The 13943-nt window shown below is 68.5% G+C and carries 3 protein-coding genes; all 3 read right to left on the bottom strand.

Going from position 1 to position 13943, the window contains the following annotated elements; all coding sequences use genetic code 11:
* Positions 1–45: 45 nt before the first annotated feature.
* On the bottom strand, positions 46–1728 hold the full coding sequence (locus tag KF833_02250) for a hypothetical protein (GenBank protein ID MBX3744106.1): 1683 nt from the start codon (positions 1726–1728) through the stop codon (positions 46–48).
* Between the two features lie 9 nt (positions 1729–1737).
* Positions 1738–11991 carry a hypothetical protein gene (locus KF833_02245; GenBank protein MBX3744105.1) on the bottom strand — a complete coding sequence of 3418 codons (10254 nt, stop codon included), beginning with the start codon at positions 11989–11991 and terminating at the stop codon, positions 1738–1740.
* 65 nt (positions 11992–12056) lie between these two features.
* A complete protein-coding gene (locus KF833_02240; protein MBX3744104.1) occupies positions 12057–13874 on the bottom strand; it encodes a hypothetical protein in 1818 nt (605 codons plus the stop codon).
* Between the last annotated feature and the right edge of the window lie 69 nt (positions 13875–13943).

The raw sequence follows: 13943 nt of genomic DNA, 5'->3' as shown, positions 1-13943 counted from the left end.
AACGTTCTTTCATGGCTGTCGCGCGAGTTGCCGCCGGCCAGGGGATCAGTCGGCGCGAAGACGGAAGAACGCGGCGCCGTTCCCATCCCGCGGCACAAGGAACCGCGCCTCGCCCGAGGCGTCGGTCGTCACCGAGCCGGCGTCGATCCAATGCGTAAGATCCGAACTGAACTCAACCCGGTAGGGGATTCCCGCCGCGCCCCGCGCCGTCAGCGTGAGACCTTCGGCGGTGGCGTGTGCCGACAGGCCCGGCGCGACGCCCGCCGACCCTCCGCCGTTCGATCCCACCCCACCGACGCTCACGCTCGCCCCATCGAACGACGCGGTTCCTGCAAACTCCGGCACGGCATCGTTCAGGGCCGTCAGTTCATAACCCAGGGTCCGCGCCTCGCCCCCGTAGAACGGACCCCACCGTATGCGGCCCTGCCGGGTGTCGAGCCGGCCTTCCGAGTTGATGTAGCGGATCCGCCAACCCGGCGGTGGCGTCTCCTCGACCGCGAACGCCCGGGTTCCCGACGACGGCCGCACCTGCAGGGTCACCTGTACCGTGCGGTACAACGCCGGTTCCTCGGACCAGGCGCGAAGGGCTTCCGGCGCCCCGGGCAGGCCATGCGGGGCCGCGCGCCGATGGCCCGAAGTGGACGCGGCGCCTTCTGCACGTTCTGCAGCGACCGCCCTCGCGTCCGCCAATAGTTGAGCCCTCACCCGCCCCGCTTCACCCTCCTCGCCCTCCTCGCCCTCCGGCGCATCCACACCCTCCCCCGGGGTCCCGGATCCGGCGGCTCCGTGTGTCGCCGGCATGGCGGGCGGCGGCACATTGACCCACCACAGCGGTGCCGTCGTGGGAGGATCGTTCTCGAAGGCATAGTGTTCCCCGCCCACCCAGAGGGCACTGGCCCGTGTCACGTAGTCCACCGGGATCACGTAGGGTTCCGTGGACCAAGCCTCGCCGAGCTTCCATGCCAGCGCGTACTCGGTCACTTCGCGGATGTCGATGGCCCAGTCGGCCGGACTCCGATCCGCCGGATGCCAGCCGTCCGGCGTCAACGGATCCGTGCCCTGGAGGAACTCCGTCAGGTTCGATCGTCCGTCCCCGTCCGGGTCGTCATGGGGATTCGCGCCGGTGATGGACCCGAAATACGCCAGCTCCCAGGCGTCGCTCATCCCGTCGCCGTCGGTGTCCACATCGCCGAAATCCAGACGCGCAATCTGTCCGCGCCCGGCGAGGGAATGCGTGGCCTCGTCCCGCGGGCCGCTGGCATCGCGCACGGTCAGATGCACGGTGGAACCCAGGGCCACGGCGCCCGGGTCGCGGACCGGCGCGAAGGCCTCCACCTGGATGCGCACCAGGTAGAAGTTCCCCGCCGCGGCCTCGCTTCCCATGCGATACCCGGTCAGCACCGGGCCGCCCGGCGCGGCCCGGACCTCGACCGTCACGTCGGTGCGGTCCGCGCCCACCGGACCGCCGTCCAGCGCAATGGAGCCGTAGAGCACGACGTCGGGCTCGGGGATCTCCGCCCGCACCGTGGCGGAGGTCCAGGCCAGGCCGACGACCGTCACGACGATGGCGAGCACGCGCTGCCAGGTCATCGGCTTCCCCTTCGGGCAGGGCTCAGGGAACCCGCCCCGCGCAGGGCTTGTCTCGCGGTCACCGGGATCGGCCGACACTTTGTGAAAGGACCGCAGCGTCATGGGATGCCTCGAAGGGATGTGGATGGGATCAGTCATCGGATGCCTCTAGTTCCCCGAGTAGCTGTAGGTCTCGAAGGACAGTTTGATGTCGTTCACGGTGTCGATGAAGGTCTCGATCCCGAGGTTCGGATCGGCGAGCAACGTGCCGCCCGGAATGATCAGGACCCATTCCGTGTTCCAGACCGAGCGCCCCACCAGACGCGAGTCGCGGGTGATCTCCGCGTCGCTGTACAGCCCCGAGTCGTGGAAGGCGCGGAAGCTCGCGTACCGCCGGACCTGCGCGAAGCTGCCGCTCAGCGCATCCAGCTTCGGGTGCCAGTTCGGATCGCTGAGCGAGCTGGCCCCGATCGGGAACGGCACTGGCACCACCTGATCCAGCACCCGCCATTCCCGCGTCGCCAGATCGCTGCCCGTCGGTGAGCGCATCACATCGAGCCCGACCGGCACCAGGTACACCCGGGGGGTCTGAGAAACGCGCGTCGCGTCCTCGCCCTCGAAGGCGACGCCCACCGCGCCGATCTTGGTCGCGTACAGGCTCGGATCGTAGGCGCTGTCCCCCGGCCCCAGGGGCCATCCAAACAGATTCAAGCCGAAGGTGATGGTGGTCGGGAACCGGATCGCCAGCCCGGGCTGGGGTCCGCCGGTCTCCGGCGCGAACGGCCGGCAGTATCGCCGGAACTCCGGCAGCGCCCACAAATCCGCCACCCGCGCCCTCTGCAACTGCTCGCGCCACAGGGCATCCGCGTCGGCGCTCCCGCCGATCCGGAAGAACTCCTCCCGAAGCGAGAATCGCGCCGCCTGGAGCTGCGGGTTGTTGAGTCCGAACTGCGAGCGCAGGACCGAGAAATTCGCCGCCATGCGCCCCATCGGGTCCGCCAGCCCCGGCACCCCCACCATCGGCGTCCCGTCCAGGACCTGGCCCAGCCCCCGCTGCCGGATGATGTCGGTCAGGAAGTCGCGGCCCGACCGCGAATCCGTGCCGAGCAGGTTCAGCTCGTAGTCGTAGGCCGTCGCCGCGAGATACACGTAGCGGGCGGCCAGGTCGAACGCCGCCCGGTACTTGTTGAGCGCGTCGTTGCGGAAGATCCGGAAGGTCATGTCCTGGTACCGCTGCTCGGTGGTCTCGGCCGACGCCTGTTTCCGGAACCGCACCAGTTCCTCCAGCAGGCGCTCCCCCTTGGCCAGCGTGGACCGGTAGCGCCCCATCGCCTGGATCAGGTTCTCCCGCTGGGCGAACACTTCGATCCGCTTGCCGGCCTCCTGACGGAACAGCGCCTCGATCGCCCGGACCCGCTGCGTCACCTCGAAGTCGCTCGTCTCGATGAACACGGACAACTCGGTGGCCATTTCGACCGTCTCCTTGCCGGCCTCGACGAAGTTCTGCGCCACCTCCGCCACGTCGGCTCCGATGTTGAAGCCGGTCTGCATCGCGCTGCTCACCGCCACGATTTGCAGACGCGCACTGAAGGACGGGTCGGTGGCCAGGCCCGCCACCGTCGGCAATCCCTGGATCGCTCCGGTGAAGCCCTTGTCGACTTCCTCCGCCGCCCGCTTCAATCCGATCTGGGTGGCCTGCAACGTGGCGATCGCCAGGTTCATCGTGGTGATCACCGCCAGCTTGGAACCGAGCACCTCGATCTGGTGCCGGTTGACGTCCTTCTGCGCCTCCAGCAGATCCACCGCGTCCTCGATGTCACGGATCACGCCGTCGTAGTCCTGCAGCGCCACCTTGAATCGCGCCTGCTCCTGCACGATCGCCGCCAGCGCCTCCTGCAGCTCGCCCGGCGCCCGCCGCTGCCCCCACGACGCCGGCGCCGCAAAGGTGTACGCCCCCGCCACCTGCGGATACCGGACCTCCAGCACCGAGGTCTCCACCGTGTCCACGTCGTACCGCCGGTCCGATCCCGGAAAAAACACATGCCCGTCATGTCCGTCCTCGAGCGGTTTGAAGAAGGCCGTGAACTCCGGCGACGGCGGCGCATTCTCGCCCGTGATCTCCGTCGTGTTGACGTACATGTAGTGGTACAGATCCGGCCCCTGGTACCCGCTCGGGTAGGTCCGCCCCGGGCCGATGTCGCCCGCGTACGGGTATCCGAAGATCTCGATGAGTTCGTTGCGGTACACCCGCTCCCGGGCCCGCACCTCGGGGATGAACTTCTCCGCGCTGTCCTGGTTGCGGCGCAGCAGCGACGTGAACTTGTTCGCCTCGTCCCAGATCTTCACCGCGTTGCCCAGCGCCTTCATGGCCCGCTCCTGGATCTGCTCGAAGTGTGTCTCCCGGTACGAGCCAGGCTCGGTGATCGGCTGCGGTTCGATGTCGAATGGCACCGCCCCCTTCGCCACCCCCAGCGGGTTCAGCCCGACGTCCGCCTCGTCCATCCGCATCTGGATCTCGCGCAGGTTGGACTCGATCTCGCCCAGTTCCCGGACCGTGGTCCGGTCAATCCGGGTGATCCCCGTGTTCGCGGGGTCGGGGTCCACCGCCGGGAGGATTGCGTTGGCCACCATCCAGTCGAACACCGCCGCCTGACCGGTCCGCCGCGCCCAGTCGGTCACGCCCCATGCCCGGCCCGGATCGGTGTCCTCGTACCCCTGCCACTGGCCCTCCGGATCGTCCACGTAGTTGAGCCGGTAGGTCAGGTTCACGATCTCGGCCCCGGCCCGTGCCCGGGCGGCGGCGGTGCGGGCAAACTTCCGCTCATCCAGGAAATCCACCTGCACGGCCACGCCGTTCACCAGCACATTCTCGGCGCGCGGCACCCAGGTGAAGTTCTCGTGACGCAGCAGCTCGTACCAGGTCTTGATGGCGGTCAGGTAATGGCCCCAGGCGTCGCCATGCCCCTGCGGGTACATGATCCGCGCGTCCCGCTCGTCGATGAAGCCGTCCTCGTTGAAATCGTGGACGTTGTACGCCTGCTGGTAGGCCACCTCGCCGTCCCCCAGGGTGAAGTTCCAGAACAGCCGGTTGTACACCGGCGACGCGCCCACCCCGGCCCCGCGATCGTCGCGCCCGCGCAACAGCGCCAGTTCCTCCTCGAGCAGGGAATCGAGCTGGTTCTGGAAGGCGAAGATCGACGTCGCCGCCGTCCCGTATTCGCCATCCACCGTGGCAAACCCGATGGTCGGATCGCTGGCATCCGCATAGGCCTCGTTCCCCAGCAGGACGTACAGGTCGGCGATCCGGGAGGCCACCAGCAGCAGCGCGTTGTTCGCCGCGTCGTAGTTCACCGCCGGCGTCCCGTCGATGCTCAGCCGGCGCCCGCGTCGCAGGACGGTCTCGTAGGCCTCGATCAACCCGATGCTGTTGATGGCGTCGCCCTCGGGATTGAAGGCGATGTCGCCCTCGTAGCGGCGCCCGGCCTGGACCAGCATCGAGGCGAAGGTGTTGACGTCGTTGGCATGGAAATCGGAGATCCGCTGATCGAACGGATTCAACCCCCGGATCACCCGCTTGATCCAGCCCTCGACCAGCTTGGCCCGCGCCGTCGGTCCCCCGGACGGATCCCCCGCCCACTCGCTCCACGGCATGGCCCCGTTCACATTGAACCCGCGGTACCGCATCACCAGCCAGTTGTCGCCCAGCGTCAGCAGGCTCGACATTCCTCCGTCGCCCAACGTGACGTAGTTCACCCCGCGCCCGTCCGGAGGCGTGTAGGCCGTGAACAGCAGCCAGCCCCTCGGATCCGTCACATCGCCCGTCACCGGATCCACCACCGGCAGATCCGTGGGGTCCACTCCGATCCCGTCCGGGCGATACCACCACTCGAAGGTCAACCGCTCCGGCTCGGCCCCGAAGTCGGCGCTGTGCCGCACCGAGATCATCTCGCTGAACACGTTGGCCGGGGCGATGTCGTTGAGCTGCCCGGTGAACGGCCCGTCATCGATCCGGATGACATGCAGGCTCACCGGCAGCTTCAGTTCGCCGTCGCTGTTTTCCGCCACGGTCACGAACCGCGGCGGAATCCCCGTCGGCGCCGTCGAGTCCACCCGCGTCGCCCCGCCCGCCAGCGTCCCCGACAACCCCACGGTCCCGCTGTCCAGCGCCGCACCCGACGCCTCATCGAACCGGAAGTATCGCAGCAGCCCCTCCTCCGTTCCCAGCAGCCGCTTGCTCCGGTCCTTCGCCACCGTGAATCCCGTCCGCGGCTGGTTCCAGATCCGCACGTCATCCAGTTCGCCCGCGAAGAATCCGCCTGTCACCCCGCGCCCGATGAAGAACGTCCCCGACCCCGTGTACCCCGCCGCCGCCGTGTCGCTGGCCAGGGCCACACCGTCGCGATAGATCACGCGCTGCCCGGTGAGAGCGTCATACGTGACGGCCCAGTGGTGCCACGCATCGGCGGCCGTGGTTTCCGCGGTGACCAGCGGCACGTCGGCGCCGGTTTCGCGGAAGCTGAACACAAACCGGTTGTCCGCCCGGAACCCGGCTTCGATCCCCCCAAACGGCGTGCCCGTGCCCTGTCCGATCACCAGGTGCTCGGCCCCGGCGGTCGCGCGTCGCGCCCAGAATTCGATGGCGAAGCTCAGGCCGGCCAGCTCGATCGAGGCCCCGGCGTTCACATGGGCCCCCGAACCGTTGAGACTCAGCGCCCGGCCCGGACGCGGTTCCGGCGGTGGCGCATTGCCGATCGCCGCGGACAGCGCCTTGGTCTCGGGCAGCGCCTCGAGCACCACATCGCCGGCCGCGTTGGTGATCAGGCCCACCCGCAGCGCCCGGTCCGGCTGGCCGTCCCGCGGATCCAGATCGACCTGGTTCGGGTTGCGGGTCAGGTCGTACAACGCATCGATCGCCTTGTCCCAGTCGGTCGAACTGCCGGTCGCGCCATCCAGATCCTTGATCCGCTCGCGCTCGCGTTCGGTGAGGATGTTGAGCAGGTAGAACGGCTCGCCCGCGGTGCGCGTCTCGTCGAAAACCCCGGAGAAGATGAACCACTTGTTGAGCGGATCGTAGGCGAGGCGCTCCGCAATGTCCGGCGGGAGATCGTCGAACCGCACCTTCCCGGCCCGGATCGAGGTCTTGATCGCAGCCGGCACCTGGAACTGGTCCCCCGGCACGGCCAATCCTTCCAGCTCGGGCACCTTGAGAATCCGGTCGCCCAGCGGATCGAACAGGCGCACCGCCGACTCGAGGAGATTCGCCCCGGTCAGATCGATGGTCGGGTTCGAGGAATCCCAGATGATCTCGGCGCTGGCAAACCGCAGCAGGTCCGGCAGACCCCGCTTGGCCCTCAACACCGACTCGCCGATCTGCAGCACCGGGGCGTCCGGCCAGCGGATGGTGTAACGGACGTCCACCGGCAACTGCGACGGGTTCCCGCTCTGCCGGTGTTCCAGCAGGCCCAGGCAGCTTCCCGCCTGGACGTCGCTTTCGCCGTCGCCGTCGAGATCGTAAAAGAACGCCGGCTGCCGCGGATACCACCACCGGGCCACCACGTCCGCGGTGAGATTCTCGTCGTGACCCGCCGCCCGCGCGTAGAGGCGGCCGTTGTAGTCCTCCCAGTACGGCCCGCTCACCCCGTGCGACGGTTCGCAGAGATTGAGGAGCGGCAGCGGGTACGGCGGCGCAATCTCGTTGCCCGCCACCCCCGCATACTCGAACCGGTGAAAGGCGTCCTCGGCCACCACCTCGAACGGCTGGATCCGCCACTGCCCGCTGGCCGGCTCGCGGTACTTCAGCAGCGCGTACGGTTCGGAGTGGTGGTGGAACCGGTTCAGATCGTTGCGCAGGGCGAACAGCGCCGCACCCCCGCCCCCGTTCGCCGGCGCGATCAAGGCATGCTCCTCGTTGGGATTGAATCCCGGCAGCCCCGCATCGGGCTGGTTGTACACGCGCAGCGTCGCCCCGTAGATCGCGAAGTCCAGCGGCCCGCTCCCCTCCGTGCTGGCAATCACGATCCGTGGCGCGTCGATCGGCCACACCGGATTGTACCGCACCGGCTGGTGCGCCCATGCCACCCGGATGGTGTTCGTGGCGTACCAGATGACCACGAAATCATCGAGGGCGGATGCCGTGTCCCGGTTGACCGGCAGCAGCACCCCCGTTCGCGTCGCCCGATCGTACGCCCGCTCCGGGCCCGTGCCGTCATACGGCGACCGCTCAAAGTGCATCCAGCCGTTGCGCCCCGGGTGGTCCCGGTGGAACGCGCTGGTCACCGGCTGCCCGATCGGAAGGGTCACGTTGTCCACCGCCGGCGTCAGCACCCGCGGGTCGTTCCATCGGAAGGTCCGCACCACCTCGAAGTACGGGGCCTGCAGCACCGAGTCCGAGGGCTGCCCGAAGTTCTGCAGGTAGTACAGCACCGAGTACCCGGGTTCACCGGCCGTGAACACCTTGGTGCTCCCATCCACGTTGGCCCCCGCACTGGTGGTGTGGAGCAGGGTCTGAAGCGCATACTCGAACCCGGTGATCGCCGGCTCGGTCTCCACCGGCGCCCCGGCAATGTGGACCTGGGGTTGACGCGGCCAGACGTTCACGTTGAGCACCGGAATCGGCGGGGCGTTGGTGTCGAGCGGATTGGTGCTGGTGGGCCACTTGACCCGCGCCGTCACCGGACGGATGGCGTACAGCCAGCCCGTGGCCGGGCTGAAATGAAACGCGTTCTGCGGCGTGTCGCCGACCTGCGACTGCAACAGTTCGATCTGCGGCGGCACGCCGGCCACCGAACCGGCCGGGCGCGTGACCTTCCTCCCAATCAGGTTCGCCGGCACCGCCAGAAACGCCCGGGGCACCCCGTTCAACGTCCCGCTCCCCACGATCTCCCCGCGCGAATTGATCCCCGAAGCCTCGGTCAGCCGCCACGCGAGCCGGTCCTCCTCCGGGACCACCTCGTTCAAATCATAGATCTGGCCCGCACTCACCAGGATCGCCCTCGACTGGTTCGACACCACGGCCGATCCCACCACCTGCCCGAACCGGTTGATGCTCCGCGCCTCGCTGTCCCGTCCGCCGGGCAGCGTCCCGAGGCTCATCAGCGACTCGCCGTTCCACAGGAATCCCCGCCGCACAGCCTGCCCGCCCTCGATCGTGTTGCCGGATCCCACCACCCATCCGAACCGGTTGATCGCGTACGCCACGCTGTCGTCGCCCCCGGGCAGGAAACCCAGCCCGTTGGTGGCCGCCCCCCAGAGCGTCGCCTGGCCGCGCCCCGAGGCGTCGTACGACACCCCGGCCACCAGGTTCGAATCGTTGATCCCCCACGCCCGGCTCGCATCGCCATGCGTCGGCAGGGGCCCAAGCTCCACCAGCGATGGACCGTCCACGAACAGGAACCCCCGATCCTTGCCCCCGGTGACGTTCCCGTATCCCACCGCCGCCCCCTCGCCGTTCAATGCCGTCCCGTAACTCCGGTCCCCGCCCACCAGCGTCCCAAGGTCCCTCAATTCGAATCCGCCCGCCGCGCTCCGCAGGAAGGCCCTCGGCCGTCCGGCGCCGTCCGGCGAAGTTCCCACCACTTCGTTCAGGTCGTTCAACGCCGACCCGCTGCTCGTCGTCCCCGCCAGCGTCCCGACCTCGATCAGGCCGCTCCCCGACTCCAGCCCGCTGAACACGAAGGCCCGTCGCGACTGCCCCTGGGCGTTCTGCGCCGCATCGGCCAGCACGGCGCCGTTGTCGTTCAAGGCCGCACCGAATGCCACCGGGCGGTTGGGCAGCGCCCCGAGGTCGAAGATCTTGTACGCCGGACGCGGCTCGACCCGCACCTGGAACCGGCGCTCGAAACTCAGATACCCGTCGTAGGCGGTCAGCGTGATCTCCACGGTCCCTGACTCGCCCGCCGCCGGAATGACCGTCACCGACCGGTTCTCGCCGCTGCCCTCCAGCACCAGCCCGCCCGCCGGCACCAGCGCCAGATCCCCGCTGCTCGCGCTGACCAGCAGATTCTCCGCCGGGTCATCAGGATCGCTGACCGTGAACGGAATCGGGCCCAGCACCATGTCTTCCAGCACCACCTGGTCCGGGATCACCGAGATGAACGGGGGATCGTTCAGGTCCAGGACCTCGATCTGGAAGGTGTGGGTGTCCTGCAACGGGCCGTCGCTCACCCGGTACTGCACGGTGACCATCCCGTTGAAGTTCTCCGGCGGCGTGTAGAACACCGGGTTGTGCGTCAGGTTCGACACGCTCCCGCTCGTCCGGTTGAACAGGCCCTCCGACACGGACAGGATCTCGTAGGTGATCCCGGGCGAATCGACATCGTATCCCGGCAGATAGACCGGCGTGCCCGGGGAATCCTCCGGAACCAGCCAGTTGCCGAAGCCGTCCGCCGGCTCCCCCCATTCCGGCCCGCCGGGATACGTCAGCGCTCCATGCCTGCCGTTGCCCGACGAATCCGCGGCGAAGATCGTCCCCGCCTCGTCCAGTCGCCAGTAGGCGAGCAGGCCGCTCTCGTTCCCGACCAGCGGCTCGAACCGCTTCGTGGCTATCTCCGTCTGGCTCCGCGCCACGGACCACACGCGGACCTCGTCCAGTCCGCCCTCGAAGTAATGCCCGCCCGCCGGCCGTCGCCCCAGCCGGAAGGGCGACACCCCGACAAACGCATTCGTCGTCGCGTCCTGGGCCACCAACTGCCCGTCGAGATACAGCCGCCGCAGCCCCGTCTCGATGTCGTACGTTCCCGCCCAATGGTGCCATCCGGTGCCGGTGAAGGGCACCGGCTGGTCAAGGTCGTTCCCCCAGAACGCAAACGTGAACCGGTTGTTGTCCCGGAACCCGAAGTGCATCCCCTGGTTCAACGCACCCTGACCCTGCCATGCCACGATGTCCCACCGGTCCGTCCCGGCCCGCTTCACCCATGCCTCGATCGTGAACGACCGGTTGGTGATCACCAATGCCGGCGCCACCACCTCGTCGTTCACCCCGTCGAACACCAGTCCGTACCGCGACCCCGCGATCGGCGCGTCGTTCACGTTGTTCACCGTCAGGTTGAAACTCGTGCTCGCCGTCAGCGATTCCCCGTCCCGCACCGTCAGCGTGATGGACGTCGTCCCGGTCGCGTTCGGACGCGGGCTGAGCGTGATCGACCGGTTCGCTCCGCTCCCCCCCAGTTGCATGTCGCCCGCCGCCACGATCGACGGGTTCGAGGACGTCGCCGTCACCACCAGGCTCCCCGCCGGGGTCTGCAAGTCCGAGACCGTGAAGAAGACGGTCTTCGGCACCTCCTCCGGCGTGGTCTGGTTGGGCACGCTCTGGATCGTCGGCGGGGACGACGCGACGGCGAAGTGGTAGGTGGTCCCGCTTCCGTTCGCGCTCCGAACCGCCGGATTGAACGAGAACCCGGGGTAGGTCGGCCTCAGCGTGACCCCCGACAAGGGCAGCGTCACGCCGCCGGTCTGTTCGGAAAACGTCCGTGAAAACGAGTAGTTGCCGCTCGCGTTCGCCGTCGTCGTGCCCCGCAATCGCGACAGGTCGTAGTACGTCACCGTCCACCCCTGCGGGGGCTGGAAGGGCTGGAAGCTGCCCCCGGGAGGTACCCACGCGATCAGGATTCCAGCATCCCCGGTCGCCTCGAAATACCGCATCCGCACCCGGTACGTCTGCCCGGCATTGAGCGAGACGCTCCCGGAGCTGGGCGACATCGCATGCACCCCGTCCGTCCCGATCTCCAGCAGCGAGGTCCCCCCCAAGGTCTCGATGGCCATCCGCCCGCCGTCATCCGTGCTGATCGAGAACTGGTACCCCCCCCCGTTGGTTGCCACGAAGGTCGTCTCGCCCACCAACCCGAACCGGTCGGTCGGTCCCCCGGGATAAAAGGCCCCCGCCGTGGTGGTGAACTGCGTGACCATCGCCAGGTCCACGTTGGTCCGCACCGTCAATACCGTCGCCGCAGCCGGGTTGGCCAATTGCGCCACGCCGATCGGTGTGACCGGCACCTCGAGCGCCACCGACACCGGCGCCCCATTGGCCGGGATCTGGCCCGAAAGGTTCAACGTTCCCGAGAGGTCCGGCACCGTTCCAAAGAACACACCGAACGAGGAGTTCACCAGGACGGTCACCGGCTGGCTCGCCGGGGAATAGGAAAGACCCGACCCGTTCGCCGGCTGGACGGTGTAGCTGATCGGCCCGGTGCCCGGCTCCTGGAACGTGATCGTGTACCGCCCTTCGATGTCCGTGACGCCGCTGCCGAGAATCCCCGTCCCCGGGGGCCGGTTCACGTTCATCGTCAGTCCGGCCACCCCGGGCACCCGCCCCGTCAGGGAGATCGTCGCTGCCGTGGCGGCCGGCGCCGTGGCGAGGCCCAATGCCAATGCCAGCACGCGGCCCATCCGCCGCAGCCGGTCCGGGAAATTCGTTCGTCGATGCATGGTCTGTCCGGAGGTTTTCGCCTGGTGTGAAATCTGTGGATCGCCGCCCTTCGTCTCGCCGCCGCCTACTGGTTGAGCACCCCCGTGAGCGCCACCCGGCGCAATCGGAACACCCCGCTCACATGCAGGTCATCCTTGTGCAGGCCCGTCACCCGCTCCCGGTAGGTCCCCGCCAGCACGTCGTGCCCGTACTCCGGACCGGGTGCCCCCTCCGCATCCGTCCCCAGCGGCATCAATTCGATCTCCCGCGCCACGGCGTACGCCTCGGGCACGAAGTTGCGGAAGGTCGCATCGAGGTTGTCGTGGTCCGGATGGTACCGGTGCAGGAAGGGATTGGTCGGCGATGCCGACGCCAGCGACAGCGTTCCCGTCACCGCTCCCCCCACTGCAAACGGTCCGGCCAGTTCCACGTAATTCTCCGGCCCCCCATCGAAGTCGTAGCCCACCGTGCTCACCCGGCGTCCCACCGGCACGCCATCCCGCAGGTCCGTCCCGCGAAACGCCGGGACCAGCCGCAGATCAGTGAGGAGTGCGAACCGCCCCGGCTCCGACATCCGTCGCAACCCCGATGCGTCGTTCGTGTACGCCCCCTCCCGCCACAACTGCACCACGTCCTTCAGCAACCGTGCCACCCCGTTGGTGTCCACGTGCAGGATCAACCGGAACTCCAACCCGCTCCGCACCGGCGTCGGGGTCGTGCTCACTCCCGTTCGCGTCACTTCCCGCGTCACCGGGTTCGTCTCGAGGTTCCCCGAGTTCACCTCCGCCACCCCCCTCAAGGTCACCGTCCCCACCCACAGCCCGGCCCGCCGCCGGGCCTCCTCCTCCGGGGTGGCACTCCCCAAACCCGCCAGGGGCGCCGGGGTCCGCGCCCGCACCGCCAGGTGGTGCAGCGTCCCCTCGTCGTCCGCGATCTCCAGAATCGACCCGTGCTCCGCTTCCTCGAATTCCCGCCGCCGGATGGCCAGCCGCAGGTCCGTCCCCTCCCCCGTCCCCAGAATCAGGCTGTGGATCCCCGGCAGCTCCGGCCATACGTCCGGATCGTCCGTCGCAAACCGGTAGTACGACAGCCTCGAAGGAAACTCGAAGTCCCGCACGGTGACCAACCGCCCGCCCAGCCCGCGATTGCGCAACCGCACCGCCAGCTCCGTCAGGCTCGCCCCGTAATTCAGCGCGTCCCCCTGTTCCAGACCCAGATCCAGCGGCGCCGTGAAGGCTGACGGCCCCTCGGAATACACCCAGTACGCCTGCCCGCGCTCCATCGTCTCGTGCCCCTCGACCGGCACCCATTCGCCCGTCGGGGCCAGCCGCAATGCCCCGCGCATCCGCCCCGTCCCCGCATCGAAGTGCGCCGGCTCGGCCGCGAAGAACGACGCGAAACTGGGCGGCAACCCCGGATCCACCGGAAATCCAACGAGGTTGTACGCGTCCGGCACCCATTCGCGCGCCCGGTGCCGCGGCACGCCGGTCACACTCCAGACCACCGGGCTCGCGTTGGTGATCCGCACCAGGTACGGACGGTTCGCCTGGATCGTGAACAGGTTGTTCTGAAACGCCTCGAACCGGTGGGTCGGCACGTGGACCCGCCAGCTGCTGCGGTTCCACACCGCCTCCTCCCGGTTCTCGATGAACTGCACCGCCGACAGCCGCGCCTGGAAACTCCACACGCTGTCCAGCGGCACCCCGTCGAACACCGCCCCCACCGCGTTGTTCGTCGGTTCCACCTCCAGCCACACCGAGTTCCACCCCGGCGCCAGCGTGAAGGTCTGCGTCAGCAACTGCCCGCGCACCGGGACCATCCCCACTCCCAGCAGCAGCGCCACCGCCGCCGCCCACCCCGTGCGCAGACCCGGATTCCGGGCCGGTTTCGAAAGGGACTTCATGACGTTACACCCCTTGCTACAGCGGTGGCCCGTCATCCTTTCGCGTCGCCGCAAAAAAAGTTCTCTCCC

Source organism: Verrucomicrobiia bacterium, from assembly GCA_019634625.1.
Taxonomy (GTDB): domain Bacteria; phylum Verrucomicrobiota; class Verrucomicrobiia; order Limisphaerales; family CAIMTB01; genus CAIMTB01.
Note: the sequence above shows the minus strand (reverse complement) of the source record. Positions and strands in the feature narration are given on the sequence as shown.